This is a genomic window from Mycolicibacterium moriokaense (assembly GCF_010726085.1).
Classification (GTDB): Bacteria; Actinomycetota; Actinomycetes; order Mycobacteriales; family Mycobacteriaceae; genus Mycobacterium; species Mycobacterium moriokaense.
Map to the genome: position 1 here is coordinate 4,090,838 of NZ_AP022560.1, position 26,092 is coordinate 4,116,929.

The 26,092-nt window shown below is 66.8% G+C and carries 32 protein-coding genes; 18 read left to right on the forward strand and 14 right to left on the reverse strand.

Going from position 1 to position 26,092, the window contains the following annotated elements:
* Window positions 1-5: 5 nt before the first annotated feature.
* Genes G6N43_RS20075 through G6N43_RS20105 form a run of 7 tightly spaced genes read left to right on the forward strand, consistent with a single transcriptional unit; the run spans window position 6 to window position 6,254 of the window.
* A complete protein-coding gene (locus G6N43_RS20075; protein ID WP_083156203.1) occupies window positions 6-497 on the forward strand; it encodes a hydrogenase maturation protease in 492 nt (163 codons plus the stop codon).
* A 3-nt stretch (window positions 498-500) separates the two neighbouring features.
* Window positions 501-767 (forward strand): HypC/HybG/HupF family hydrogenase formation chaperone, encoded by a 267-nt coding sequence (locus G6N43_RS20080; protein ID WP_083156201.1) that lies wholly within the window; start codon window positions 501-503, stop codon window positions 765-767.
* Complete coding sequence (gene hypF / locus G6N43_RS20085) at window positions 764-3,052, forward strand: carbamoyltransferase HypF (RefSeq protein ID WP_083156199.1); 2,289 nt, start codon at window positions 764-766, stop codon at window positions 3,050-3,052. Before G6N43_RS20080 ends, hypF begins: the two co-directional genes overlap by 4 nt.
* A gap of 16 nt (window positions 3,053-3,068) precedes the next feature.
* Window positions 3,069-3,383: a HypC/HybG/HupF family hydrogenase formation chaperone gene (locus G6N43_RS20090; RefSeq protein ID WP_083156197.1), complete on the forward strand. Its 315-nt coding sequence runs from the start codon at window positions 3,069-3,071 to the stop codon at window positions 3,381-3,383.
* Window positions 3,380-4,480 carry a hydrogenase formation protein HypD gene (gene hypD / locus G6N43_RS20095; protein ID WP_083156195.1) on the forward strand — a complete coding sequence of 367 codons (1,101 nt, stop codon included), beginning with the start codon at window positions 3,380-3,382 and terminating at the stop codon, window positions 4,478-4,480. The genes G6N43_RS20090 and hypD overlap by 4 nt, the downstream gene beginning before the upstream one ends.
* Window positions 4,473-5,552 (forward strand): hydrogenase expression/formation protein HypE, encoded by a 1,080-nt coding sequence (gene hypE, locus G6N43_RS20100; RefSeq protein ID WP_083156193.1) that lies wholly within the window; start codon window positions 4,473-4,475, stop codon window positions 5,550-5,552. Before hypD ends, hypE begins: the two co-directional genes overlap by 8 nt.
* Complete coding sequence (locus tag G6N43_RS20105) at window positions 5,553-6,254, forward strand: DUF6390 family protein (RefSeq protein WP_083156191.1); 702 nt, start codon at window positions 5,553-5,555, stop codon at window positions 6,252-6,254.
* Window positions 6,255-6,266: 12 nt separating this feature from the next.
* On the opposite strand, the gene G6N43_RS20110 is transcribed toward G6N43_RS20105, so the two are convergent.
* Together G6N43_RS20110 and G6N43_RS20115 are read right to left on the reverse strand one after the other, a co-directional pair.
* Complete coding sequence (locus G6N43_RS20110) at window positions 6,267-6,461, reverse strand: DUF3046 domain-containing protein (protein ID WP_083156189.1); 195 nt, start codon at window positions 6,459-6,461, stop codon at window positions 6,267-6,269.
* Window positions 6,462-6,470: 9 nt separating this feature from the next.
* Window positions 6,471-7,643: a glycosyltransferase gene (locus G6N43_RS20115; RefSeq protein ID WP_083156187.1), complete on the reverse strand. Its 1,173-nt coding sequence runs from the start codon at window positions 7,641-7,643 to the stop codon at window positions 6,471-6,473.
* A 42-nt stretch (window positions 7,644-7,685) separates the two neighbouring features.
* On the opposite strand from G6N43_RS20115, the gene G6N43_RS20120 reads away from it, so the two are divergent.
* From G6N43_RS20120 to G6N43_RS20130, 3 genes are read left to right on the forward strand one after another with little or no spacing between them, the layout of a single operon-like run.
* Entirely contained in the window at window positions 7,686-8,126 is a 441-nt protein-coding gene (locus G6N43_RS20120) for a limonene-1,2-epoxide hydrolase family protein (RefSeq protein ID WP_083156334.1), read from the forward strand.
* 30 nt (window positions 8,127-8,156) lie between these two features.
* Window positions 8,157-8,573, forward strand: a complete 417-nt coding sequence (locus tag G6N43_RS20125; RefSeq protein WP_083156185.1) for a DUF5313 domain-containing protein — start codon at window positions 8,157-8,159, stop codon at window positions 8,571-8,573.
* Between the two features lie 37 nt (window positions 8,574-8,610).
* On the forward strand, window positions 8,611-9,213 hold the full coding sequence (locus tag G6N43_RS20130) for an alpha/beta hydrolase (RefSeq protein ID WP_234810227.1): 603 nt from the start codon (window positions 8,611-8,613) through the stop codon (window positions 9,211-9,213).
* Here the strand turns inward: G6N43_RS20130 and pspM are convergent.
* From pspM to pgsA, 4 genes are all read right to left on the reverse strand, one after another.
* Window positions 9,210-10,028 (reverse strand): phage shock envelope stress response protein PspM, encoded by an 819-nt coding sequence (gene pspM / locus G6N43_RS20135; protein WP_083156182.1) that lies wholly within the window; start codon window positions 10,026-10,028, stop codon window positions 9,210-9,212. The genes G6N43_RS20130 and pspM overlap by 4 nt on opposite strands.
* 18 nt (window positions 10,029-10,046) lie before the next feature.
* Window positions 10,047-10,859: a phage shock protein PspA gene (gene pspA / locus G6N43_RS20140; RefSeq protein ID WP_083156180.1), complete on the reverse strand. Its 813-nt coding sequence runs from the start codon at window positions 10,857-10,859 to the stop codon at window positions 10,047-10,049.
* A 104-nt stretch (window positions 10,860-10,963) separates the two neighbouring features.
* Window positions 10,964-11,296, reverse strand: a complete 333-nt coding sequence (clgR, locus tag G6N43_RS20145) for a transcriptional regulator ClgR (protein WP_083156179.1) — start codon at window positions 11,294-11,296, stop codon at window positions 10,964-10,966.
* A gap of 116 nt (window positions 11,297-11,412) precedes the next feature.
* On the reverse strand, window positions 11,413-12,009 hold the full coding sequence (gene pgsA / locus G6N43_RS20150) for a CDP-diacylglycerol--glycerol-3-phosphate 3-phosphatidyltransferase (protein WP_083156177.1): 597 nt from the start codon (window positions 12,007-12,009) through the stop codon (window positions 11,413-11,415).
* A 41-nt stretch (window positions 12,010-12,050) separates the two neighbouring features.
* Between pgsA and G6N43_RS20155 the strand changes: the two genes are divergently transcribed.
* On the forward strand, window positions 12,051-12,560 hold the full coding sequence (locus G6N43_RS20155) for an amino-acid N-acetyltransferase (RefSeq protein WP_083156175.1): 510 nt from the start codon (window positions 12,051-12,053) through the stop codon (window positions 12,558-12,560).
* A gap of 54 nt (window positions 12,561-12,614) precedes the next feature.
* Here the strand turns inward: G6N43_RS20155 and G6N43_RS20160 are convergent, their stop codons facing one another.
* Window positions 12,615-14,918 carry an FtsK/SpoIIIE family DNA translocase gene (locus tag G6N43_RS20160; protein WP_407664917.1) on the reverse strand — a complete coding sequence of 768 codons (2,304 nt, stop codon included), beginning with the start codon at window positions 14,916-14,918 and terminating at the stop codon, window positions 12,615-12,617.
* Between the two features lie 269 nt (window positions 14,919-15,187).
* On the opposite strand from G6N43_RS20160, the gene G6N43_RS20165 reads away from it, so the two are divergent.
* The 3 genes from G6N43_RS20165 (at window position 15,188) to G6N43_RS20175 (ending at window position 16,844) form a co-directional block, all read left to right on the forward strand.
* Window positions 15,188-15,634, forward strand: coding sequence for a DUF2834 domain-containing protein (locus G6N43_RS20165; RefSeq protein WP_083149792.1), 447 nt, complete (start codon window positions 15,188-15,190; stop codon window positions 15,632-15,634).
* Between the two features lie 83 nt (window positions 15,635-15,717).
* On the forward strand, window positions 15,718-16,032 hold the full coding sequence (locus G6N43_RS20170; RefSeq protein ID WP_083150023.1) for a putative quinol monooxygenase: 315 nt from the start codon (window positions 15,718-15,720) through the stop codon (window positions 16,030-16,032).
* Entirely contained in the window at window positions 16,032-16,844 is an 813-nt protein-coding gene (locus tag G6N43_RS20175; RefSeq protein WP_083149793.1) for a mycofactocin-coupled SDR family oxidoreductase, read from the forward strand. Before G6N43_RS20170 ends, G6N43_RS20175 begins: the two co-directional genes overlap by 1 nt.
* 124 nt (window positions 16,845-16,968) lie before the next feature.
* Here the strand turns inward: G6N43_RS20175 and G6N43_RS20180 are convergent, their stop codons facing one another.
* From G6N43_RS20180 to thyX, 3 genes are read right to left on the reverse strand one after another with little or no spacing between them, the layout of a single operon-like run.
* The gene (locus G6N43_RS20180; RefSeq protein ID WP_083149794.1) at window positions 16,969-18,648 is read right to left on the reverse strand and encodes a ribonuclease J; all 1,680 of its coding nucleotides are present in this window, start codon (window positions 18,646-18,648) and stop codon (window positions 16,969-16,971) included.
* The gene (gene dapA / locus G6N43_RS20185; protein ID WP_179968046.1) at window positions 18,648-19,556 is read right to left on the reverse strand and encodes a 4-hydroxy-tetrahydrodipicolinate synthase; all 909 of its coding nucleotides are present in this window, start codon (window positions 19,554-19,556) and stop codon (window positions 18,648-18,650) included. The genes G6N43_RS20180 and dapA overlap by 1 nt, the downstream gene beginning before the upstream one ends.
* An 18-nt stretch (window positions 19,557-19,574) precedes the next feature.
* The gene (gene thyX / locus G6N43_RS20190; RefSeq protein WP_083149796.1) at window positions 19,575-20,327 is read right to left on the reverse strand and encodes an FAD-dependent thymidylate synthase; all 753 of its coding nucleotides are present in this window, start codon (window positions 20,325-20,327) and stop codon (window positions 19,575-19,577) included.
* A 129-nt stretch (window positions 20,328-20,456) separates the two neighbouring features.
* Here thyX and G6N43_RS20195 point away from each other — a divergent pair, with 129 nt between their 5' ends.
* Complete coding sequence (locus G6N43_RS20195; RefSeq protein WP_083149797.1) at window positions 20,457-20,759, forward strand: DUF4193 domain-containing protein; 303 nt, start codon at window positions 20,457-20,459, stop codon at window positions 20,757-20,759.
* A 36-nt stretch (window positions 20,760-20,795) separates the two neighbouring features.
* Window positions 20,796-21,383: a nucleoside deaminase gene (locus G6N43_RS20200; RefSeq protein WP_083149798.1), complete on the forward strand. Its 588-nt coding sequence runs from the start codon at window positions 20,796-20,798 to the stop codon at window positions 21,381-21,383.
* Here G6N43_RS20200 and G6N43_RS20205 read toward each other — a convergent pair.
* Genes G6N43_RS20205 through G6N43_RS20215 form a run of 3 tightly spaced genes read right to left on the reverse strand, consistent with a single transcriptional unit; the run spans window position 21,376 to window position 23,886 of the window.
* On the reverse strand, window positions 21,376-22,584 hold the full coding sequence (locus G6N43_RS20205) for a winged helix-turn-helix domain-containing protein (protein WP_083149799.1): 1,209 nt from the start codon (window positions 22,582-22,584) through the stop codon (window positions 21,376-21,378). The two genes, G6N43_RS20200 and G6N43_RS20205, sit on opposite strands and share 8 nt — an antisense overlap.
* Complete coding sequence (locus G6N43_RS20210) at window positions 22,581-23,066, reverse strand: dihydrofolate reductase (RefSeq protein WP_083149800.1); 486 nt, start codon at window positions 23,064-23,066, stop codon at window positions 22,581-22,583. The genes G6N43_RS20205 and G6N43_RS20210 overlap by 4 nt, the downstream gene beginning before the upstream one ends.
* A gap of 7 nt (window positions 23,067-23,073) precedes the next feature.
* A complete protein-coding gene (locus G6N43_RS20215) occupies window positions 23,074-23,886 on the reverse strand; it encodes a thymidylate synthase (RefSeq protein ID WP_083149801.1) in 813 nt (270 codons plus the stop codon).
* A gap of 42 nt (window positions 23,887-23,928) precedes the next feature.
* Between G6N43_RS20215 and G6N43_RS20220 the strand changes: the two genes are divergently transcribed.
* Complete coding sequence (locus G6N43_RS20220; RefSeq protein ID WP_083149802.1) at window positions 23,929-24,666, forward strand: dienelactone hydrolase family protein; 738 nt, start codon at window positions 23,929-23,931, stop codon at window positions 24,664-24,666.
* Window positions 24,667-24,709: 43 nt separating this feature from the next.
* Window positions 24,710-25,627 carry an HpcH/HpaI aldolase/citrate lyase family protein gene (locus G6N43_RS20225; RefSeq protein ID WP_083149803.1) on the forward strand — a complete coding sequence of 306 codons (918 nt, stop codon included), beginning with the start codon at window positions 24,710-24,712 and terminating at the stop codon, window positions 25,625-25,627.
* On the opposite strand, the gene G6N43_RS20230 is transcribed toward G6N43_RS20225, so the two are convergent.
* Entirely contained in the window at window positions 25,621-26,082 is a 462-nt protein-coding gene (locus G6N43_RS20230; protein WP_083149804.1) for a hypothetical protein, read from the reverse strand. The genes G6N43_RS20225 and G6N43_RS20230 overlap by 7 nt on opposite strands.
* Between the last annotated feature and the right edge of the window lie 10 nt (window positions 26,083-26,092).

The window sequence follows — 26,092 nt, forward strand, 5'->3', positions numbered from 1 at the left end:
ACAAGATGAATGACCGTGTCCTGGTCGCCGGGATCGGCAACATCTTCCTCGGAGACGACGGTTTCGGACCCGAGGTGATGCGCCATGTCGCCGGGCAGTCGCTCCGCGCAGACGTGCGCGCAGTCGACTACGGAATCAGGGGGATGCACCTCGCCTACGACCTTCTGGAGGAATGGCACGCACTTGTCCTCGTCGACGCGCTGCCCAACCGTGGCGCACCGGGTACCTTGCACGTTTTCGAGGCGGATCACGAAACCCTCTCGCCGACCGCCGGTCTCGAAGCGCACAGTATGGACCCGGCGGCCGTGTTCGCGACGCTCAACGCGCTGGGTGGCACGGCTCCGCGGACGATCGTCGTCGGTTGCGAAGTCGAGAGCACCGAGGACGGCATGGGGCTGTCGGAACCTGTCGCTGCGACGGTGCCTGCAGCCGTCGAGGCCATCAACGGCTTACTGGCCGAACTCCATGCCCGGGCACCGACTCCGGCGGAGGGCTGAGCGATGTGTCTGGGAATCCCGGGGCAGGTCGTCAGGATGCTGGAGGGCTACGGCGACCAGCTTGCCCTGGTCAACGTCGCGGGCGAGAATCGCAAGGTCAACGTCGGCATGCTGCCCGAGGAGACGTTCAACGCCGGTGACTGGGTGATCATCCACATGGGGTTCGTCGTCGAGAAGACCGACAAGGCGGGTGCCGACGCCGCGTTGGCCGGGCTGAAGATGATGGGGAGCGGTCCCGATTCCGGCGAAATCTCCAAGGCCTCACCATGACCGGTAGGCGCAGACTCCGGGTTTGCGTGCGCGGCGTCGTGCAGGGGGTGGGATTCCGGCCCTTCGTCTACGCGTGCGCGGCGGCATTCGGCCTGTCAGGGTCGGTACGCAACGACAGCGCGGGCGCGGTGATCGAGGTCGAGGGTGACGCCGCCCAGATCGCCGACTTCCTCGACCGCCTCCGCGACCGGCCGCCACCATTGGCCGTCATCGAATCGATCGAGACCCGGGAAATCCCCGTGGTCGGCGGAACCGGATTCACCATCGCCGACACATCGAGATCGGCCAAGGGCCGCACACTCGCCTCCCCCGACGTCGCGATGTGTGCCGAATGCGATGCCGAACTGCGTGATCCGACGAACCGTCGTTACCGCCACCCGTTCGTCAACTGCACCAATTGCGGACCGCGGTTCACCATCATCGCATCGCTCCCGTATGACCGTGCGTCGACCACCATGGCGCCGTTCCCCATGTGCGACGACTGCGCCGCCGAATACCATGACCCGGCCGATCGGCGATTCCACGCCCAACCGGTGTGCTGCCCACAGTGCGGCCCCACGCTGCGCTTTCGAGACCGCGACGGCCGAACGACCGAAGCCGAAGCCGCGCTGCGGCAGACCCGGCGGCTGCTGACCGACGGGCGGATCCTCGCCGTGAAGGGCATCGGCGGATACCACCTCGCCTGCGACGCCGCCAACGAGCACGCGGTGGCCGAGCTGCGCAGGCGAAAGCGGCGCGGCGACAAGCCTTTCGCGGTGATGGTGGCGGACCTGGCGTCCGCGCGGATTCTCGCCGACATCGATGCCGGCTCGGCACGTCTGCTGTCGAGTACGCAACGGCCGATCGTGCTGGTGCCGCGCCAGGAGGCGGCCCCGGTGGCGCCTTCGGTGGCCCCGCACAATCCCGACCTCGGCGTCATGCTGGCCTACACACCGCTGCACGCGCTGCTGTTCGGGTTGCCCGGTGACGAGTCCGGCCCGACGGCGCTGGTGATGACCTCGGGCAACCTCGGCGGCGATCCGATCTGCTTCACCGACGACGATGCCCTGGAACGGCTTTCGAAGTTGGCTGACGCATGGCTGATGCATGATCGGCAGATCCTCGTACCGTGCGACGACTCGGTACTGCGGGTGGTCGATGACAATGAATTGCCGATCAGGCGCTCGCGCGGATATGCACCGCTGCCCGTCGCGCTGCCTGCGGCCGTGCTGCCGACGCTGGCGGTCGGCGCCGACCTCAAGAACACGCTGGCGGTGGCCGACGGCAAGTACGCCTGGCTCAGCCAGCACATCGGCGATATGGACGACCTCGCGACGTTGACGGCATTCGACTCGGCACGTCAACATCTGGAGGCACTCACCGGGGTGACACCGAACGTGCTTGTCGCCGATGCCCATCCGCTGTACCGGTCGACGGCCTGGGCGCACCGCAATGCCGCGGACCGCCCGGTCCGGACGGTGCAGCATCACCATGCGCATATCGCGGCCGTCATGGCCGAACACGGCCTGGACGGATCTCGCCCGGTCCTCGGGTTCGCGTTCGACGGAACGGGCTACGGGCCTGACAACGCCGTCTGGGGTGGCGAGGTGCTGCTCGCCGACTACAAGGGTTACCGGCGACTGGCGCATCTCAAGTACGTACCGTTGCCCGGCGGGGACATCAGCGTGCTGCGGCCGTACCGGATGGCACTGGCGCACCTGTGGGCCGCGGGCATGCCCTGGGATGACGACCTGGCGCCGATGCAGGCGTGCCCGGAGGACGAGCGACGCGTGCTGGCGCACCAGCTCGAAACCGGTCTGGGTTGCGCTCCGACGTCCAGCATGGGACGCCTGTTCGACACGGTCGCGGCGCTGGCCGACGTCCGTCAGATCGTCGCCTACGAGGCGCAGGCGGCCATCGAATTGGAAGGGTTGTCGCGCCACGCCGACTGTGGCGCAGCCACTTACCGATTCGCCGTCGATGCCGACCACGTGCCTGCAGTGATCGATCCGGCGCCCGTACTCGCCGCCGTCGTCGCCGACACCCGGGCGGGCGTGACCGCCGGTGTGGTCGGCGCCCGGTTGCATCACGCGGTCGCGGACCTGGTCGTTCGACTGGCCTCCACCGTCGTCACCGATGCGCCCACCGTCGCGCTGTCGGGTGGAGTGTTCCAGAACGCTCTGCTACTGCGGCTGACGCTGCGTGGTTTGCGGGACAAGGGTTTCGACGTGATCACGCATCGATTCGTGCCACCGAACGACGGTGGAATCGCACTGGGCCAACTGTTGGTGGGGAATTCCTCATGAGGAAGGGAGGCCGCTGATGTGCCTGGCGGTACCGGGGAAGATTGTCAGCATCGACGAGCGTGACGGCACGTTGATGTCGGTCGTCGATTTCGGCGGAATCAAGAAGGATGTCTGCCTGGAGTATATACCCGACGCGGAAATCGGCCAATACGTCGTCGTCCATGTCGGTTTCGCCCTTCAGCGGCTCGACGAGGAATCGGCGATGCGGACGCTCGCCGAGTTCGAACACCTCGGCGTGTTGAAGGAGGAGTTCACCGATGGGTTCGAGTTGGCCGCCAAGCAGGCCGGCCTCGACAACCCCGCCACATCAACCAACGAGGTGAAACCATGAAGTACTTGGATGAGTTCAGCGACCCGCAACTCGCCGGCCGCCTCGTCGACGAGATCAAGTCCGCGACCAGTCAACGATGGTCGATCATGGAAGTCTGTGGTGGACAGACCCATTCGATCATCCGACACGGCATCGACCAGTTGCTTCCGGACACCATCGAGATGATCCACGGGCCCGGCTGCCCCGTCTGTGTGACGCCGTTGGAGATCATCGACAAGGCACTGGAGATCGCGGCCCGTCCCGACGTCATCTTCTGCTCCTTCGGCGATATGCTGCGGGTTCCCGGCAGTGAGACGGACCTGTTCGGTGTCAAGAGCCGCGGCGGTGACGTACGGGTCGTGTACTCGCCGCTGGATGCGTTGAGGATCGCGAAGGAGAACCCCGCCAAGCAGGTGGTGTTCTTCGGGATCGGCTTCGAGACGACCGCACCCGCCAACGCGATGACCGTCTATCAAGCCAAACGCACCGGCATCGACAACTTCTCACTGCTCGTGTCCCACGTCCTGGTGCCACCGGCGATCTCGGCGATCATGGAGTCGCCGACGTGCCGTGTCCAGGCGTTCCTGGCGGCGGGCCACGTTTGCACGGTGATGGGGACCGAGGAGTATCCACCGCTGTGCGACAAGTACGGCGTGCCGATCGTCGTCACCGGATTCGAACCGCTGGACATCCTGGAAGGAATCCGGCGGACGGTGCTGCAGCTGGAATCGGGCCGCCACGAACTGGGGAACGCCTATCCACGGGCGGTGCAGGACCAAGGGAACTCGGCGGCCAAGGCCATGCTGCTGGATGTCTTCGAGGTGACCGACCGATCGTGGCGCGGCATCGGCATGATCCCGAGCAGCGGGTGGCGGCTCTCGTACGCCTACCGCGACTACGACGCCGAGCACCGCTTCTCCGTCACCGACATCCACACCGAGGAATCGCAGATATGCCGATCGGGTGAGGTACTGCAGGGCCTGATCAAACCGCACCAGTGCGAGGCGTTCGGCACGGTGTGTACACCGCGTAATCCGCTTGGCGCCACGATGGTTTCATCGGAGGGCGCGTGCGCCGCCTACTATCTGTACCGACGGTTGGAGGTGTCGAATGCCTGACTCCCCAGCGGAGCCCGGCGCCACCATCGACATGGAGGCCTGGGTCTGTCCCGCCCCGCTGCGCAATGCACCGAACATCGTGATGGGGCATGGTGGCGGCGGGGCGATGTCGGCAGAACTCATCGAACACCTTTTTCTGCCCGCCTTCGGTTCCGCCGCCGACGCGGCCATGGGCGATTCCGCGGTGCTACCGATCGGCGATGTGCGGCTGGCCTTCTCGACCGATTCCTTCGTGGTCAAACCGCTGGTCTTCCCCGGCGGCACGATCGGCGATCTCGCGGTGAACGGCACGGTCAACGATCTCGCGATGGCGGGGGCGCAGCCGGTGGTGCTGTCGACGGCGTTCATCCTCGAGGAGGGCACGCCCCTCGACGAACTCGCACACGTCGCCCACGCCGTGGGAACGGCGGCGATGGCGGCCGGTGTGAAGCTGGTGACCGGCGATACCAAGGTCGTCGACGCCGGACACGGCGACGGCGTCTACATCAACACCACCGGGATCGGTCTTGTCGACGAACGCGCAGACATCCGGCCGCAGCGGGCCACCGAGGGTGATGTGGTGATCATCAGCGGTGACATCGGAACCCACGGTGTCGCGGTGATGAGCTGCCGCGAGGGGCTGGAGTTCGGCACCACCGTGGCAAGCGACACGGCGCCGCTGCACAGACTCGTCGCCGCGATGATCGATACCGGTGCCGATATCCACACGCTGCGCGACCCCACCAGGGGCGGAGTCGCCGCGACACTGAACGAGATCGCCAGGACCGCCGGCGTCGGAATCTCCTTGGACGAGCGCGCATTCCCGATACCCGCCGAGGTCCGTGACGCGTGCGGGCTACTGGGTCTCGACCCGCTGTATGTGGCCAACGAGGGCAAGCTGCTAGCGTTCGTCGCACCCGATGATGTCGATCGAGTGCTCAGCGCCATGCACGCGCATCCGCTCGGCACTCGCGCCGCGGTGATCGGTCGCTGTGTCGCCGAGCATCCCGGCATGGTGTCCGCCAGGACGGCGCTGGGCGGCACCCGCGTCGTCGACCTGCCTATCGGCGAACAACTACCCCGGATCTGCTGAATGAGCGGGCACGAGACCTTCGCCCGCTACGCGTATCCGCCAAACGAATTGGGCTATTGCGGACCCGCCGAGGTCGCGCACACCGACCTGGCCTCGCATGCCCGCGAGTTCGATGGTGCATGGCCGTATCTGGAGTCCATCGCCGATGCGGCAGGTATCTCCGACCCGCTCGATGAAGACGTCGTGCGCAGCTATTGGATCGGCGGGCCTCTGCTGGACAAGGTCGATCCCACCGAGCTGGTGTCACGCCTGCGTCGCGCCTTCACCGGCCAGGTCACCGGGCTGTTGACGGCGTTACCGGACGCCGTACACGCGTTGGCGCACCACAGTTTTCACGTCTTCGTCGTATATCCCTGGATCCGGTTCCTCGATCGCGACCAGACAACGCCGCTGCGTGTCATGCAGGACTGCCGCATACGCTGGGGTGTTGTCGATTCGGTCGCGGGCGATCACGCTGAAATCGTCGCGCGGCCACTGTCATTGGAAGCCGGTGCACTGACGCTGGGTGAACCCCGTACCGAAACGGTGCGCTGGCGCAAGGACGGGCAGTCGCTGGCCCCACCGCCCGCTCCCGCGGAAACCGTGTCGGCACACTGGGATTGGATGTGCGGAACGTTGAGCGACACGGACGCCGCAGCTCTCGCCGACGCGACGCAGGTGACCCTCGACCTGGTCAACGCGCTCAGAAGCGCGGCTCCTTGAGCATGCGCCGGCTCACCACTGGTCGCGCGGGACGTCGAAATCGGCGCACAGCGCACGCCAGACGTCGCGTGGATCCACACCGTCCTCGATGGCCTGCACGGCGGTGCGCCCATCGAGCGCCGTCAGCACGTGGTCGACCAGCATCGACGACGCGCGCACCGCGCCGAACTGCGCCTCGACCAGCTCGTTGAATTCCGTCAACCGCACGTCGCCAACTTACGCCTTGTCGATGAGTGCTTCATGGCACACCCGTACCGGATCCTCGACATCAGCCAGGGTCGCCGCGGCGCGGCGTGCGGCCTCCCGGTACCGGGGAGACGACAGCACCTCGATCACCGCCGCCGTCAATGCCTCCGCGGTAAGCGGTCGGATAAGTCGCGCACTGCCCTGTCGCACAACGCGATTGGCGATCTCCCACTGATCACCCCCGCCCGGCACCACCACCAGCGGGACGCCCGCCAGCAGCGTCTTCGACACCATGCCGTGCCCACCGCCGCAAATCACCACGTCGGCCTTCGACAACAGTTCGTCCTGACGGCCGAGTCCGACCACCGCCCACGGCGGCACCGGACCCTCGGGGCCCTCCAGGCGCGACACCACCAGCCGCGACCCCTCGGGAAGGGTGTCCCCTGGCGTCAACACCTCCAGCGCCAACTCGGCGAGGCCACCGGTGCCGGTCTTCGCGGTGGACGGCGCGACGACCACCACCGGTCCCGAGCCGGCCGGGATGTCCAGCGTCGACGACGTCGGTTCGAAGTGCAGCGGACCGACGATCACGGCCTCCGACGGCCAGTCCGGTCGCGGGAGCTCCAGCGCCGGCAGGGTGGCGATCAGTCGTCGCCGCGGACCGGGATCGTCTGCGGGCAAACCGATCTCGGCCCGCGCCGTTGCACGTTGCCGCAACCCCTCCCGCCATGATCGGGCGGACAGCGCACGCAGCACCGCATCGCGGATCTTGCCGCGGACGCCGACGCCCGGCGCCAGCCCGCTGCCGATGGGCGGCAGGCCTTTCGACGGCCGATACAGCGGCTGGGGGTTCAGCTCGACCCACGGTAGGCCAAGCAGCTCGGCGGCGAACGCGCCCGCCACGGTGATCACGTCCGACACCACCAGGTCCGGCGCCAGCTCTGCCAGCTGCGGCTTGTTGAGCACCGCCATCCGCGCGGCACGCCGGTTGATCTTGTCCCCTGCGTCGGCATCGTCATCGTCCTCGGTGGCGTCCAGCCCGAGGAGCTCGACCGCGTCGATCCCGGCGTCTCGCGCCGTCGTCAACCACTGCGTGCCGGTGAGAAGCGTGGGTGAATCCCCATTGGACAGAAAGCGAAGACACAGTGCAATGGCCGGAAAAGCATGCCCGGGATCGGGTCCGGCAACGACCGCGACGCGCATTCGGCCTACCATGCCACAGCGCTACACAATAGGCTTGGGGACATGACCGACCAGGCTTCCGGAGTGAGAACCGACATCGACAACGTCCGTACGGTCGAGACGTTTCTCTACGCACTGCAGGACCAGGACTTCGACACGGTGGATCGCTCGCTGGCCGACAACATCGAATGGCAAAACGTCGGCTATCCCACCATCCGCGGCCGCCAGCGCATCGTCGGCCTGATGCGGCGGGGCGAGGGCCGGATGGGCTTCGAGGTGAAGATTCACCGCATCGCGGCCGAGGGCAACGCGGTGCTCACCGAGCGCACCGACGCCATGGTGTTCGGACCGTTGCGTATTCAGTTCTGGGTGTGCGGGGTGTTCGAGGTGCACGGCGGCCGAATCACCCTGTGGCGGGACTATTTCGATACGCTCGACTTCCTCAAGGGGGCGGTGCGCGGTATCGCGGCGACGGTGTTCCCCTCGCTGCGCGCAACGTTGTAACCTGCGCGGTTGATATCATTCGGGCTCGTTATGAGCACCGAAGCCGCCCGCACCCGGCCCAACCTGGTCGAATACATCGGCTACTGCTACGGCCGGCGTCTGCCCCCGTCCATGCACGACTGGGTGTGCAACGACCTGGCGGGCAAGGGCGCGACCGTCCGCATGATGATCCGCGTCTTCATCCCGGCGTTCGTGATCCTGCTCCCATTCTGGTTCATCCCGACCACGCTGGACGTTCACCTGTCCATGACGCTGCCGATCCTGATCCCGTTCGTGTTCTTCTCACACGCACTGAACAAGGTGTGGCGCCGCCACATGCTGCGTAAGCACGGTCTGGACCCGAGCCTCGTCGACGAACTCTCCCGCAAGAAGAACGCCCACATCCACCAGGCGTACATCGAGCGCTACGGCCCCCGGTCGGGGCCGTCCAGTTCGCACGACGTCTAGCACCCATCCATGAGCGCGGTGGCGACGAATAGCCATCGTGGGTAGAGACGACGATGTGCGTGGCGGCGTTCTGGTGCTGCCGGGCGGCAAACCCCGGGACACCTCGCCCGCACGGACCTGGCAACTGGCCAACCAGCGGATGGAGTGGCTGGCCTGGTCACTGCGGCGCAGCCTCGGGAGTTCGGTGAAGGTGCGCCGTGTGCAGTACCGGAAGCGGGGCTGGAACAGTCCCGACCTCGATGCTCTTCGCGATGCGGAATCCGCCCTTCAGACGTTGCAGCGCGACATCGGTTCCCGGCGCGTGGTGCTGGTCGGCCATTCGATGGGTGCGCGTGTCGCGGTGCATCTCGCGGCACGCAGCGAGGTCGTCGGAATCGTCGCGCTGGCGCCCTGGTGGCCGCATAACGACGCCGACCTGGTGCCGGCCGGAAGCAGGCTGTTGACCCTGCACGGCACCGCCGACAACTGGACCGACCCACGCTCATCGCGAGCCCAGACCCGGCGGGCCAGTGAGCGCGGCGTCGACGCGCGATGGCTGGGGCTGTCGGACGCGGGCCACTATCTGCTGCGGGACGTCGATAAGTGGCACCGGTTGACCACGGAGTTCGTCGCGGAACAGCTGGGAGTGCGCTGCGGCTAGGCCCTGCGCAGGCGCCCCAGCTCGTCGAAGGCCTGCGCCCAGCCCAGCAGACGATCGGTGGCGTTGGACAGCTCGCTGCGATAGCGCTGCTGCACCATGGGCGAGCTCGACATCGACCCGGTGTTGGCCGCCGACACCAATTGCGCTGCGGCGGTCACCATCTCGTTGTACTGATGGCTACCCTGCTCCAGCTGCGCGGTGAAGGCCGCGATGGTGGGGGCCAGATGCGCACGCGACTGTGGCGCCGAGCTGATCGCCCGTTCCATCGACACCACCTCGTTGGCGGTGGCGGTCATCGTCGCGGCGGTCTGATTGGCCGCCTCGGTCAGCTCGCGGAGCTCGTCGGGCGGAAGCAGCCGGCCTCGCTCCATCACACCCAGCAGGGAATGCAGGCCCCGCTCAGAGGCGGCGAGTGCGGCCATCGGCTGGCGGGCGGCCGAACCCCACGGCGGGAGGCGGCGCGCGGTCCTCGACCGTGGCGGCGGCAACGGCTCACGACGCAGCCAGCGGTAGCGCAGGAACGACAGCGTTGCCAAGAAGGCCGCGCCGACCGCGATCGGGGCGGGGATGAACAGTGCCCAGAACGGTGTCTCCCATGCCGACAACAGACCCGTCACGCCGATCCAGAACACCGTCGACACCGCGAAGAACACGGCCAGCCGCAGCGCCCAGCGACGCTTTCGCAACAACTTCGCACGTGGATCCGCTGCGGCGTTGAGCTTTTCGGCCAGCACATCCGACCACTCGGCTGCGGTGTCGACACCGCGCTGAGCCAACGAGCGCCAGGCCTCCGGTCTACTCGCTCGCGAATTCACTGCTGGTCCTCACGGAAGTTATTGCGACAGCGGGTTTTCCGGTGTCGCCTGTTGGTTGGTTGCCGGCGTCGCCGGTGCGGTGGCGGCCCCGCCGCCGGCTGGCAACTGCTCGCCCCGCATGGACGCGCGGATCTGCTCGAGGCGCGAATGCCCCGCCATCTGCACGCTGGCCTGCTGCACCTCGAGCATGCGGCCCTGTACCGAGTTCTGCGCCAGCTCCGCGGATCCGATCGCGTTGGCGTAGCGCCGTTCGATCTTGTCGCGCACCTCGTCGAGGCTCGGGGTGTTGCCGGGAGCCGCCAGTTCGCTCATCGACCGCAGCGAGGCGCTGACCTGTTCCTGCATCTTGGCCTGCTCCAGCTGGCTGAGCAGCTTGGTGCGCTCGGCGATCTTCTGCTGCAGCATCATGGCGTTCTGCTCGACGGCCTTCTTGGCCTGCGCAGCCGCCTGCAGCGCCTGGTCGTGCAGCGTCTTGAGGTCTTCGACGCTCTGCTCGGAGGTCACCAGCTGCGCTGCGAACGCCTCGGCGGCGTTGGTGTACTCGGTGGCCTTGGTGGCATCACCGGCGGCGGTCGCCTGGTCGGCCAGCGTGAGCGCCTGGCGAACGTTGACCTGGAGCTTCTCGATGTCGGCGAGTTGACGGTTGAGCCGCATCTCCAGCTGACGCTGGTTGCCGATGACCTGGGCGGCCTGCTGCGTCAATGCCTGGTGTTGGCGCTGGGCCTCTTCAATGGCCTGCTGGATCTGCACCTTCGGGTCGGCATACTCGTCGACCTTGGAGCTGAACAGCGCCATGAGGTACTTCCACGCCTTGGTGAACGGATTGGCCATCGGTTCGTTCCGCCTTCGTGTCTGTCGTTGTCTCGGCCGTGGGCCGCCGGCTTACCGTGCAGCCCAATCTATCGGGTCGGTGGACCTTGCCGCACCTACACCGCTCAGGCAACCGCCATCGACACAACCTGCGGAATGACAACCTTGGTCGCGGCATCGATATTGGCCGCGCCGACCGATTCGCGTTCGAATGCGGCGAGTTCCTCACGGCCCATTTCGTCGCCGGCTTCGGAGAGCACCCGGGACAGCGGCACGTCCAGCGCGGTGCAGATGGCGCTGAGCAACTCGCTGGAGGCCTCCTTGCGGCCACGCTCGACCTCTGAGAGGTAGCCGAGGCTGACACGAGCGGCATCGGACACCTCACGCAGGGTGCGCCCCTGCTCGGTGCGGGCGCGGCGCAGAACGTCGCCGATCACCTCGCGCAGCAATGGCGTCATCGTGCTCCCCTTCCAGGCCGGTCGTCTGTATTAGGGCAACGCCGAAACCCCGCGACGGGTTCCCGGATCGTGCAGATCGCTGCCGACATCGGTGTCGACTAGGCAGAAACCCCAGTTCAGAGCTTGGCGGGGCGGGCGCGTGAGTCGCGGATCGCCGAGATGACGTAGTCGATGCCGGTGACGACCGTCAGGATCACGGCCATCCACATCACGACCCACGCCCCGGTCAGCCACGGACCCGAAAGGGGCATCACGAACAGGCCGATGGCCACGGCCTGGACGAGGGTCTTCAGCTTTCCGCCGCGGCTGGCCGGGATGACACCGTGCCGCAGCACCGCGAAGCGCAGAGCCGTGACGCCGATCTCACGCACCATGATCACCACCGTCACCCACCAGGGCAGGTCACCGATGACCGAAAGGCCGATCAACGCGGCGCCGATAAGGGCCTTGTCGGCGATCGGATCGATCAGCGTGCCGAATTCGGTGACCATTCCGTAGCTGCGCGCCAGGGCGCCGTCGAACCTGTCGGTGATCACCGCGACGGCGAACACGATGAATGCGACTATCCGCCAGAACGTTTCGTGGCCGTCACCGACGAAGAGCACCACGAGGAATACCGGCACCAGCGCCAGTCGCACTCCTGTGAGCACGTTGGCGATGTTCGCCACCCGGGCGCGCGGAACCACTGGATCAGTGGTGGGTTCACCCGGCACCGCAACAGAATATCGGTTGCTCAAACCGATACTCTCCACGTGTGAGCGTGGATCCCGCACGGGTGGCCGTACGGCGGGCCAGGACGTCAGACGTACCAGCGATAAAGGCTCTGGTCGACATCTACTCCGGCAAGATCCTGCTGGAGAAGAACCTGGTGACGCTCTACGAGTCGGTCCAGGAGTTCTGGGTGGCCGAACTCGACGGCGAACTGGTCGGCTGTGGCGCGCTGCACGTGCTGTGGTCCGACCTCGGCGAAGTGCGCACCGTGGCGGTACACCCCAAGGTCAGGGGTCAGGGCGTCGGGCACGCGATCGTCGACCGGCTGCTGGAAGTGGCCAGGGAGTTGCATCTGGAACGCATCTTCGTGCTGACCTTCGAGGTCGAGTTCTTCAGTCGGCACGGGTTCAAGGAGATCGACGGAACGCCGGTCACCGCGGAGGTGTACGAGGAGATGTGCCGCTCGTACGACACCGGCGTGGCGGAGTTCCTCGACCTGTCCTACGTCAAGCCGAACATCCTCGGCAACACCCGAATGCTGTTGGTTTTCTAGCGATTTCGGCGTGCTTAGTCGCGCTGAGCGTGACCCCGCACGCCGAAATCGCTACTACTCGTCGTCGCTGGCTCCCGCGTCGCCGCGGATCATCATCAGCGTCGCAGCGAGCTCGTCGGGTTTGACCAACACCTCGCGCGCCTTGGACCCCTCGCTGGGGCCGACGATGTTGCGGGTCTCCATGAGATCCATCAGTCGGCCCGCCTTGGCGAAGCCCACCCGCAGCTTGCGCTGCAGCATCGACGTCGAGCCGAACTGACTCGAGACCACCAGCTCGACGGCCTGCAGGAACACGTCCATGTCGTCGCCGATGTCCGGATCGACGTCGGTGCGCTCGCCGGTGGGCTTGGCCGTCGTCACGCCCTCGGTGTACTCAGGCTCCGCCTGCGCCTTGGTGGCGTCGACGACCGCGTGGATCTCCTCATCAGTGATGAACGCGCCCTGCAGGCGCAGCGGCTTGTTCGCGCCCATCGGCAGGAACAGGCCGTCGCCCATGCCGATCAGCTTCTCGGCACCCTGCTGGTCGAGGATGACGCGGCTGTCGGTCAGCGACGACGTGGCGAACGCCAGCCGCGACGGCACGTTGGTCTTGATCAACCCGGTGACGACGTCCACCGACGGCCGCTGGGTGGCCAGCACCAGATGGATGCCCGCAGCGCGCGCCTTCTGGGTGATGCGCACGATCGCGTCTTCGACGTCGCGCGGGGCGGTCATCATCAGATCGGCGAGCTCGTCGACAATCGCGACGATGTACGGGTAGGGCTTGTACTCGCGCTGGCTGCCCAGCGGCGCGGTGATCTCCCCCGATCGGACCTTCCTGTTGAAGTCGTCGATGTGGCGCACCCGCGACGCCTGCATGTCCTGGTAGCGCTGCTCCATCTCCTCGACGAGCCACGCCAGCGCCGCCGCGGCCTTCTTCGGCTGCGTGATGATCGGCGTGATCAGATGCGGAATGCCTTCATACGGCGTCAGTTCCACCATCTTCGGGTCGATCAGGATCATCCTGACCTCTTCAGGCGTCGCGCGCGCCAGCAGCGACACCAGCATCGAGTTCACGAAACTCGACTTGCCCGACCCGGTCGAACCGGCCACCAGAAGGTGTGGCATCTTCGCCAGGTTGGCCGAGATGTATTCGCCCTCAATGTCTTTACCCAGGCCGATCACCAATGGGTGGTGATCGTTACGGGTGGCCGGATCGGTCAGCACGTCGGCAAGCCGGACCATTTCGCGGTCGACGTTGGGCACCTCGATACCCACCGCCGACTTGCCCGGGATGGGCGCGAGCATGCGCACGCTCTCGGTGGCGACGGCGTAGGCGATATTGCGTTGTAGCGCGGTGATTTTCTCGACCTTGACGCCGGGGCCGAGCTCGACCTCGTAGCGGGTGACGGTCGGGCCGCGGGTGCAGCCCGTCACCGTGGCGTTCACCTTGAACTGCTCGAGCACCTCGGTGATCGCCTCGATCATCCGGTCATTGCCCGCGCTACGCCGCTTCGGCGGATCACCCGCGATCAGCAGGTCCAGTGACGGCAGCGTGTACGGCCCCTCCACCACACGGTCGACGACCTTGGTCTTGGCCGGCTTCTTCTTGCGGGCCCTGGCGGTGGGCTCGGGAATGGTCGGCGTGTCATCGTCGAGCGGGTAGTTGTCCATCGGCGTGCCACCGGGACCTCCTGCTCCCGGCCACGCAAGCGCCGCGTCGTCGCGGTATCCGGACGGGTCGTCGTAATAGCCGTCGGAGAAGTCGTCGACGTCGCCGGTGACCGCGTCTTCTTCGTCGTCGTAGTACTCGTCGTCGTAGTCGTCACCGCGGAACGCGCGCGCGGAGAACAGGGTCCGCACCGTCTCGGGCACTTCGCGGATCGTCGTGCCCGTCAGCAGAAGCAGGCCGAACATCGCACCGATGAACAGCAGCGGCGCCGCGATCCATGCCGTCAGTCCGTCCGCGAGCGGACCGCCGATCGCGAACCCGAAGAAGCCGGCGGCGTGCTGGCGCGCGCCCGGATCGGCCGGCGAACCCGCCGCCAGATGCCACAGTCCCAGCACGGGCAGCACGATCATCGACACGCCCAGAATCAGCCGTGGCCGGGCCTCGGGATCCGGCTCGGTGCGCATCAGCAGCACCGCAATGACGGCCAGCACGAGCGGCAACAGCGCGACCGTCGAACCGATGAGCACCCGCAGACCGGTGTCGATCCAGGCGCCGACGGGCCGCGCCGCGTCGAACCAGGAACTCGCGGCGATCACGACCGCGATGCCGAGCAACGCCAAAGCGATGCCGTCGCGGCGATGGCCGGGTTCGAGATCGCGGGCGCGACCGACGGACCGCGCCGTCGTCCCCGCGCCCTTGGCCAGCATCAGCCATCCGGCGCGCACGCCGCGGCCGACGGTGGCGCCGGCCGCCGAAATCGGCGAGTGGCTCCGCCGCGGCGCAGGCTTCCGCTTCCGGGTGGTCCGTGATCCGGTCCTCGTGCCAGCCTTTGACCTGCTAGAACGGCTGCCAGAGCGCGAGGCGGTCTTACTAGGCATGTCTGTAAGCCTAGTCGCAACAGCCCCACAATCACCATCTGCCACACGGGTCACAGAAAGGTATCAATTGGGGGCCGGACCCGTCGTAGCGTGCCGAAATGACCACAGAAACCCAGGCAGCAAGCCTGCCGACCTCCTCGAAGGCGCTCATTGCCGTCTACGCGCTGACCGCGGTGGGGGCATTGATCGCCACGTGGAGCCAGAATCTGGCCTACATGGGGAGCGAAAACTTCCTGGCCTTCGGCAACGACCTCAAGGTGACCCCGGCATCGCGGTCGATCGCGGTCGATCTGTTCATGCTCGGCATCCCGCTCGCGATCCTGATGGTGGCCGAGGCGCGAAAACACGGGGTCAAGTTCGTATGGCTGTACCTGATCGGCAGTGCGGTGACCGCCATCAGCGTGACGTTCCCACTATTCCTGATCGCTCGCGAACTGCGCATCGCCAAGACCGACGCGACGCAGCTGCATGCCGGCGATGCCATCGGGCTGGGAATCCTCGCGGTGGTGATGGCGGCCATCGTCATATGGGTCGATCTGGGGTGAACGCCGGGTAGCCCGGCATTTAGTTAGGTTCGCTGAGTAGGGTGACTGACGTCCAGCAGGCACTCACCGAGGAGTACACCGCCATGCCCGTCACCGTCGTCGCGACCATGAAAGCCAAGCCCGAGTCCGTGGACGCCGTCCGCGACGCCTGCAGGAAGGCCATCGAGGCGGTGCACTCCGAGCCGGGCTGCGACCTGTATTCCCTGCACGAGTCGGACGGGACGTTCGTCTTCGTCGAGCAGTGGGCCGACACCGATGCATTGACCGCACACAGCCAGGCGCCCGCGGTCGCCGAACTCTTCGGCACCGTCGGCGAACTCCTCGACGGCGCACCCGATATCAAGATGCTGCAGCCGGTGGTCGCCGGCGATCCCGCGAAGGGTGCGCTGCGTCCGTAATGGGTGCCCTCGACGGCAAAGTCGCGTTCATCACCGGGGCCGCCCGAGGTCAGGGACGAGCCGAGGCGGTCAGATTGGCTGCCGACGGCGCGAGCATCATCGCCGTCGACATCTGCGACCAGATCGCCTCGGTCCCCTATCCCCTTGCATCGCCTGACGATCTCGCGCGCACGGTCAAGCTCGTCGAGGACACCGGCGCCCGAATCGTCGCGCAACAGGCCGATGTTCGCGATCAGGCGGCGCTGCAGAAGGCGCTCCAGGCCGGGCTGGACGAGCTCGGTCGGTTGGATATCGTGATCGCCAACGCGGGTATCGCGCCGATGCAGTCGGACGCGGACGGCTGGCGTGACGTCATCGACGTCAACCTCACGGGTGCGTATCACACTGTCGAGGTGGCGATCCCGACGCTGATCGAGCAGGGTGAGGGCGGTGCGATCGTGCTCACCAGCTCGGTGGCGGGCCTGGTCGGCGTCGGCAGCCACGACCCCGGCGCCATCGGATACGTCGCGGCCAAACACGGCATCGTCGGCCTGGTGCGGCTGTACGCGAATCTGCTTGCCCAGCACAGCATTCGGGTGAACTCGGTGCATCCCGCGGGCGTCGACACCCCGATGATCAACAACGAGGCCACCCGGCAGTGGCTGGGCAGTATCGCCGAGAAGACCCCACAGGATATGGGCAACGCGCTGCCGGTACAGGTGCTGCAGCCCGAAGACATCGCCAACGCGGTGGCGTGGTTGGTTTCCGATCAGGCCCGCTACGTCACCGGCGTCACGCTGCCGGTCGATGCGGGGTCGGTCAACAAGCGCTGAGGCGCACTCGCCGACTCTTGCTAGTTTGCGCCGAAATGGCCGCCAGGGTCGTGAAATTCACGTCTCAGCGACCCGGAATTCTATTTCGGCGCCAAGCGGGCGCCCAGGCGTCCGGCCAACAAAACTAGATCTCGATGACCGTCGGCACGATCATCGGCTGGCGGCGATACGTCTCGCCGACCCATTTCCCGACCGCGCGCCGCGCGGCCTGAGCGATCCGTGCGACGTCGGTGACCCGTTCCGCGGCAAGGGCTTCCAGCGCTTCCGCGACCTTACGAGTGGCGGGTTCCAGCGACTTCGGATCCTCCGAGAAACCGCGTGAGTGCAGGTGCGGCGGGGCCGCCATCTTGCCTGTGCCGCTGCGCACCACGACCGTGATCCCGATGAAACCCGAAGACAGCGTGAGCCGTTCACCGACGACCGTTTCACCGACGTCCCCGCTGACGAGCCCGTCGACGAACATCTTCCCCGTCGACACCGCACCCGCGATCGACGCCCGGCCCGCGACCAAGTCGACGCTGACGCCGTTCTCCGCCAGCACGATGTTCTCCTCCGGCACACCCGTGCGCGCCGCCAACCCGGCGTTGGCGCGCAGCATCCGCCAGGTGCCGTGCACCGGCATCACGTTGCGTGGCCGCACGCCGTTGTAGAGGAAGAGCAGCTCCCCGGCATACGCGTGCCCCGAGACATGCACGCGGACATGGGCGTTCGTCACGACGCGCGCACCGATCTTCGCCAACGCATCCAGCACGCCGAAGATCGCTTCCTCGTTGCCGGGTATCTGCGACGACGACATGATGATGAGATCGCCAGGCGTCAGCGTGATGCTGCGGTGCTCGCCGCGCGACATCCGCGACAGAGCGGCCATCGTCTCGCCCTGGGTGCCGGTGGTCACCAACACGACGCGTTCGGGCGGCATCATCTCCGCGGCGCCGATGTCGATGATGTCGTCGTCGTTCTCGAGCGTCAGATACCCGAGTTCCTTCGCGATCCCCATGTTGCGGACCATCGACCGGCCGACGAACGCCACCTTGCGGCCCAACGCGACCGAGGCGTCGATGATCTGTTGCACACGGCCGACATTCGATGCGAAGCAGGCCACGATGACCCGGCCCTGCGCCCCGCGCAGCAGCCGATGGATGTTCGGGCCGATCTCACTCTCCGACGGACCGACGCCCGGGATCTCGGCGTTCGTCGAATCGCACAGGAACAGATCCACACCGGCATCCCCGAGCCGCGACATGCCCGGCAGATCGGTGGGCTTACCGTCGGGCGGCGACTGGTCGAGCTTGATGTCACCGGTATGCAGCACCGTGCCGGCCCCGGTGTGAATCGCGATGGCCAGGCAGCCGGGAATCGAATGGTTGACGGTGAAATATTCGCATTCGAAGACGCCGTGCGTGGAACTCTGCCCGGCGTCCACCTCCTGGAACACCGGCTTGATGCGGTGTTCGCGGCACTTCTCCGCCACCAGCGCCAGCGTGAACTTCGACCCGACGACGGGGATGTCCGCCCGCAGCTTGAGCAGGAACGGGATCGCACCGATGTGGTCCTCGTGCGCGTGGGTCAGCACGAGCGCCTCCACATCGTCGAGGCGATCCTGGATCAGGCGCAGATCCGGCAGGATCAGGTCCACCCCCGGCTCGTCATGCGTGGGGAACAACACCCCGCAGTCGACGATCAGGAGCCGGCCCAGATGCTCGAAAACCGTCATGTTGCGGCCGATTTCGCTGATACCGCCCAGCGCCGTCACCCGCAGGCCCCCTGGGGCCAGTGGCCCCGGTGGCGCGAGTTCTTCGTTCACTAGCGCAGCACCGTGGCTGCCCGCATATCCGCGGCCAGCGCCTCGATCTGTTCGGGCGACGCGGGCATCTGCGGCAACCGCGGGTTTCCGGCGTCGAAGCCCTGCAGCCGCAGGCCCTCCTTGGCCAACGTGACACCGCCCAGCCGCGACTGCGCCGCCGCCAGCGGGCCGAGGGCGACGTTGATCTTGCGCGCCGTCGCGATGTCGCCGGAGTTGAACGCCGACAACATGTCCCGCAGCTGGCTCGCCGCCATGTGTCCCCACACGCTGATGAAACCGACGGCACCGACCGCCAGCCACGGCAGGTTCAGCGCATCGTCCCCCGAGTAGTACGCCAGCCCCGTCTCGGCGATGATCTGCCCGCCGCCGTGCAGGTCGCCCTTGGCGTCCTTGATCGCGACGATGTTCGGGTGCGACGACAACGTGCGGATGGTGTCCCACTCGATCGGAATGGCCGACCTCGGCGGTATGTCGTACAGCACCACGGGCAGCGCCGTCGCATCCGCGATGGCGGTGAAGTGCTCGATGAGTCCGGACTGTGGCGGACGCGAGTAGTACGGCGTCACCACCAGCAGCCCGTGCGCGCCTTCACCCGCGCATGCCCGCGCGAGTTCGATGCTGTGCGCGGTGTCGTAGGTGCCCGCGCCTGCGATGACGCGGGCCCGGTCGCCGACCGCCTCCAATACCGCGCGCAGGAGTGTCAGCTTCTCGCCGTCCGTCGTCGTCGGCGACTCACCCGTGGTGCCCGAGAGCACCAGCCCGTCGCAGCCCGCGTCGACCAGCCGGGTGGCCAGCCGGGCGGCGGTGTCGATGTCGAGGGAGCCGTCGGGCTTGAACGGCGTGACCATCGCGGTCAGCACGGTGCCCAGCTGGGCTGTCACGTCGAATCCGCCGGTGCTCACGCACAGCAGATTACTCGCTAGGCCTCACGCTTCTGTGGCCAGCGGGCTGGTTGCCACCTCCGTGCCGTCCGCGAGCGCGTAAATCTCGAAGTCGGAGAACGCCTGCGGTGCGACGTCGATCAGTTGGCGCAAGCACTCGATGGCCAGTCGGCGGATCTCGATGTCGGCCTGCTCACTGGCGCGCATCGCGATGAAATGCCGCCAGGCCCGATAGTTGCCGGTGACGACGATGCGGGTCTCGGTGGCGTTCGGCAGCACCGCGCGTGCGGCCTGTCTGGCCTGCTTACGGCGCAGGACAGCGCTGGGTTGGTCGGCGTATTTGGCTTCCAGCCTGCCCAGCAACTCGGTGTATGCCGCGCGGCTGGCGTCGGTGGCGGCGGTGAAGATCTCCACAAGCTCGGGGTCGTCCTCCATACCCGGCGGCAGGACGACTTCGGAGTCGTGCTCGGGGACGAAGCGCTGGGACAGCTGCGAGTAGGAGAAGTGGCGGTGCCTGATCAACTCGTGGGTGCAGGACCGCGAGATTCCGGTGATGTAGAAGGACACCGACGCGTGTTCGAGCACCGAGAAGTGGCCGACGTCGATGATGTGGCGGAGGTAGGAGGCGTTGGTCGCCGTTCGGGGATTTGGCTTTGACCAGCTCTGATAGCACGCCCGCCCGGCGAACTCCACCAGCGCGGGGCCGCCGTCGGCGTCGGTGCTCCACGGCACATCCGGCGGCGGTGTGAACTCGGTCTTGGCGATCAGCTGTACGCGCAGCGGCGCGATCTCGGCCACGGCTCACCCTAACGTGGGCGCATCCGTGACGTCGTTACTGTCGCACGCGTTTGGACGTCGCATGGGAGGGGAATTATGCGGTCCTCGGTCGGCGTTTAACCCAGCACCGATCTTGGAGGGAGGGGGCCAATGGCCACTGATTACGACGCACCCCGTGCCCGGAATGCTGACGACATCGGCGACGAGTCTCTGGAGGATCTGGCGTCACGCAGCCGCAGCAAGGTCGACGTGGCGGTGCTTGATGTGGACGATGGCGACGCCGTCGACGCGATCGACCTGCCCGATATCGACCTGACCGGTGAGGAGCTCACCGTTCGCGTGATACCGAAGCAGGCCTATGAATTCACCTGCTCCAGTTGCTTCCTGGTGCAACACCGCAACCGGCTCGCGCTTCAGTCCGGCGATCGGATGATCTGCGCCGACTGCGTCTGACCGCCCTCGCGTAGCTATTGACGCTAGTGTGACGCCATGGCGGCCCCGACCGTGGCATCGCGTCTGCTCGACGTCATGGAATTCGACGTCCTGCCGATGACCGAACGAGGTGTCGCGGCTGGCAACAAGGTGTTCGGGGCGGCGCTGCTGCGCAAGTCCGACATGTCGCTGGTGCTCGCCGGGACGAACAGCGAGACCGATAACCCGCTGCTGCACGGCGAGATCAGCACCCTCAATCAGTTCTACGAGTTGCCCGACCGGCCCGCGACTAGCGATCTGGTGTTCCTGTCCACCCATGAGCCCTGCCCGCTGTGTCTGTCGGCCATCACCTGGGCGGGATTCGACAACTTCTACTACTTCTTCACCTACGAGGATTCGCGCGACGCCTTCGGCATTCCGCATGACCTGCGCATCCTCGAGGAGGTGTTCGGCGTCCGCGACGGCAATTACCGACGCACCAATGCGTTCTGGACCTGCGATTCGATTAGCCACCTCGTCGAATCCGAGGCCGAACCGCTGCGCACGCATTTGCGCGAACAGGATCGGCGGATCCGCGACGTCTACGCGGGGTTGTCGGAGACCTACCAGAACTCCAAGGGCAACAACGACATTCCGTTCAACTGAGCCGTGCCAGCGGCGCCGAGAGGTCGCCCCGCCTTCCCACCTTCACGTCGCCAAGCCCCAGCCACGTCGCCATCGTCTGCAGCTCCGGCGCCAGCGCCGCCGCGACCCGCGCCGGTTGCTCCCCTTCCTCGGCGAAGGCGCCGACGACATTCAGCGCGCCCTGCGCGCGATCGGCCTTCAGGTCGACGCGTCCGACGAGTCTGCCGTCGAGCAGGAACGGCCAGACGTAGTAACCGAACTGGCGCTTGGGCGCGGGGGTGTAGATCTCAATGCGGTAGTGGAAGTTCCAGAGCCGCTCCACGCGCGGCCGGAAGAAGATCAGCGGGTCGAATGGACACAGCAGCGCCGTTCCGCGGTCGCGCCGGGGAATCTTCTGGCCCGCAGGCATATACGCCGGCGCCGTCCACCCGTCGACGTCGACGGTCTCCAACTCGCCGTCCGCCACCAGCTTCGCGATCGCCGGCTTGCTCTGCTTCGGGCCGAGCCGGAAATAGTCGCGGATATCGGCCTCGGTCCCGACGCCCAGTGCGCCGGCGGCACGCAGCGTCAGCTGACGCACCGCCTCCTCGTCGTCGACCTCCCGGGCGACCACCTCCGGCGGCAGCACCCGCTCGGTCAGGTCGTAGTGGCGGGCGAATCCGACCCGGGTGGCTGTGGTCAACACACCCGACGACCACAATGCCTCCGTCACCCACTTGGTCTCGCTGCGGTCCCACCACGGCCCTTTCCTGCCCCGCTGTTCAGCGCCAAGGTGGGCCTCGATCTGCCCGGCGGTCGACGGCCCCAGCTCGGCCACCGCGGCGACGATGTCCTCGGCCAGTCGCGGGTTCTTCTTGACGATCTCGGTTCCCCAGCGGCCGTGGGTGTACTCCCGCATGCGCCAGCGCAGCAGGGGCCAGTCGTCGACGGCCATCAGGGCGGCCTCGTGCGCCCAGTACTCGACGAGCAGCCGCGGTGAGCGGGCGCTATGACTCCACGCCGCACGATCCAGCACATCGCGGTCGTATGGGCCGAGCCGGCTGAACACCGGCGCATAGTGGGCCCGCACGGCCACCGACACCGAATCTAGTTGCAGCACTTGGATCCGCGACACCAGCCGGCGCAGGTGTGCACGGGTGACGGACCCGGCGGGGCGCGGCTCGGCGAAGCCCTGAGCCGCGACGGCGATCCGGCGGGCCTGCGCCGCGGTCAGCGAGCTCACGGCCGGACGTAGCTGAAGAACCGGTAGCGCAGACCCGAGGAGCTGGTCAGCCACTCCCCTTGGGTGCCTACCCAGGTTTCATCCAGCGTGGGCGCCACCGCGTCCCCGTCGTCGCGGGGCAGGTCGATGTCGACCTCGGTGACTTCACACCGCGTCGCCAGCGGCAACGCCAGCTTGTATATCTGCTCACCACCGATCACCCAGGTGATGTCGTCGGTCAGGGCGTCCTGAAGAAGCGGAACCACACGCGCACCGTCAGCCATGTAGTCAGCTTGCCTCGTCAGTACGACATTTTTCCGCCCCGGCAGCGGCCGCACCTTCGCCGGCAGCGACTCCCAGGTCAGCCGTCCCATCACGACGGTGCGCCCCATGGTGAGTTCCTTGAACCGGGCCTGGTCCTCCGGCAGCCGCCACGGGATGCCACCGGCGCGGCCGATCACCCCGGAGGTCGACTGCGCCCAGATCAGCCCGACAGTCGTCATAGAACTCTCATACGGCGACGGGGGCCTTGATCGCCGGATGCGGATCGTAGTTCTTGATGACGATGTCGTCGTAGGTGTAGTCGAAGATCGAATTACGCGGCGCAAGAACGAGTTCCGGATATGGCCGCGGGTCGCGGCTCAGCTGCTCGGTGACCTGCTCCACGTGGTTGTCGTAGATGTGGCAGTCGCCGCCCGTCCAGATGAACTCGCCCACCTCGAGCCCGGCCTGGGCCGCCATCATGTGCGTCAACAGCGCGTAGCTGGCGATGTTGAACGGCACGCCGAGGAACAGGTCGGCGCTGCGCTGGTACAGCTGGCAGCTCAGCCGGCCGTCGGCCACATAGAACTGGAAGAACGCGTGGCACGGGGGCAACGCCATCTGCGGTATCTCGCCGACGTTCCACGCCGACACGATGATGCGGCGCGAATCCGGGTCGGTCTTGAGCAACTCCAAAGCCGCGCTGATCTGGTCGATGTGCTCACCGGACGGCGTCGGCCACGACCGCCACTGCACGCCGTATACCGGGCCGAGATCGCCTGTCTCGGAAGCCCACTCGTCCCAGATGGTGACACCGCGCTCCTGCAGCCAGCGCACGTTGGAGTCGCCTCGCAAGAACCACAGCAGCTCGTAGACGATGGACTTGGTGTGCACCTTCTTGGTGGTGATAAGCGGGAATCCCGCCGTCAGGTCGTAGCGCATCTGGTGGCCGAACAGGCTCCGCGTGCCGGTGCCTGTGCGATCCGATTTCGGCGTTCCACGCTCGAGCACCAGGCGAAGTAGGTCCTCGTACGGCGTGCTTGTAGACCCTGTGACCGGCACGCGGCCAGCTTACGTCCAGAGGGAAGGAGTAGAACGAATGGCATGCCGACGATTTCCGACTCCATCACCACCGCGGACGGGACCTGCCCCGTCACCTTCCACACTCCCGACGGGGACGGCCCGTGGCCGGGAGTGGTCATGTACCCCGACGCCGGCGGCGCACGCCAGACATTTCGCGATATGGGCGACCAGTTGGCCGGCTACGGGTACGCCGTGCTGGTGCCCGACGTCTACTACCGCGACGGCGACTGGAAGCCGTTCGAGATGGCGAACGTGTTCAACGACGAGGCCGAGCGTAAGCGCCTCTTCTCGATGATCGCCAAGGTGACGCCGGACATCATGGCGACCGACGCGGTCGCGTTCTTCGACTATCTGGCGGCGCGGCCCGAGGTCAAGGGCGAGACGTTCGGCACCACCGGCTACTGCATGGGCGGGCGGACCTCCCTGGTGGTCGCGGGCCGGGTGCCCGAGCGGGTCGCGGCGGCGATGTCGTTTCACGGCGGCGGCCTGGCGGCCGAGGACCCCGGCAGCCCGCACCTGCTCGCTGACCGGATCAAGGCCGCCGTCTACGTGGGCGGTGCCGAAAACGATGCGTCCTTCACCACCGAGGCAGCCGATACCCTGGCCAAGGCGCTGACCGCGGCCGGTGTCGAGCACACGATCGAGTGGTACGGGGCGGGACACGGCTTCGCCGTGCCGGACAACGCCCCCTATGACCCGGCGGCGGCGCAACGGCACTGGGAGGCCATGGCGTCGTTCTTCGGCACCCACCTGGGCTGACCCCCCGTAGCGCCCCCGAGGGCCGGTGCGCCACCATTGACGGATGAAAGACCAGGCGGCAGAGCAGCCGGACGCCGAACACGGCAAGCGCATGGACCCGGTACTCGCCCGCAGTTGGCTGTTGGTCAACGGCGCGCACTACGACCGCTTCGCCCCGGCGGCCGCGTCTCGGGCCGACATCGTCGTCCTCGACATCGAGGACGCGGTCGCGCCGAAGGACAAGGTGAGCGCACGGGAGAACGTGATCCGATGGCTGGGCGAGGGTAACCGGGACTGGGTCCGCGTCAACGGGTTCGGCACGCCGTGGTGGGCCGACGACCTCGAGGCCCTGAGCAAGGCGTCGCTGGGCGGGGTGATGCTGGCGATGGTGGAGTCCGTCGACCACGTGACCGAGACCGCCAAGCGACTGCCGAACGTGCCCATCGTGGCGTTGGTGGAGACGGCCCGCGGCCTGGAGCGCATCACCGAGATCGCGGCCACGAAGGGGACGTTCAGGCTGGCGTTCGGCATCGGTGACTTCCGGCGCGACACCGGGTTCGGGGACAACCCCACGACGTTGGCCTACGCGCGCTCACGGTTCACGATCGCCGCCAAGGCTGCGCATCTGCCCAGCGCCATCGACGGCCCGACCGTTGGCTCCAGCGCGCTGAAGCTCAGCGAGGCGACCGCGGTGTCCGCGGAGTTCGGGATGACCGGGAAGATCTGTCTGACGCCCGACCAGTGCCCGACGGTGAACGAGGGACTCTCCCCTTCACCCGAGGAAATCAGTTGGGCCAAAGAGTTTTTCATGGAGTACGAACGCGACGGCGGGGAGATCCGCAACGGTTCCGATCTGCCGCGCATCGCGAGGGCGAACAAGATCCTCGACCTGGCGCGCGCCTACGGCATCGAGGTGTCGGAGTTCGACGACGTCGACGAGCCCGCGCACATCCCGGCGCCGTCAGATACCTATCACTACTGACTGTCCTCGTCGTTGCTGTGGAGGAATGTGGCGACCGCGCGGGCTATCCCGCGGCCCGCGTAGATCGCGGCGACCACGGACAGGATGATCAGCACGATGAACATCACCAGCCAGTTCGACCGGCTGTGGTTGACGTTCCACCAGACGATCGTGAACAGCACCGCGCAGATGAACACCACGATGTCGCGCCAGTTTCCGCTGTAGGAAGCCGCGGCCTGGCGCAGCGCGCGCGACTTTTCCGTGCCCTCGACCAGATCGTTGATGCGCTCGTTGATGCTCGCCTTGAGGCGGGCCTTGAGTTCGGGCTGATCGTCGGGGATCCGTTCGAGCAGGTCCATGTCCTTGGCGATCATCCCGCGGACGTCGGGGCCCTTGAAGCTGCCCGCGGCGGCGCCCAACAAGGCTCCACCGGCGATCGGCGCTGCACCCAAAGCGAGTTCGGCGATACCCGGCATGTCTCTCCTC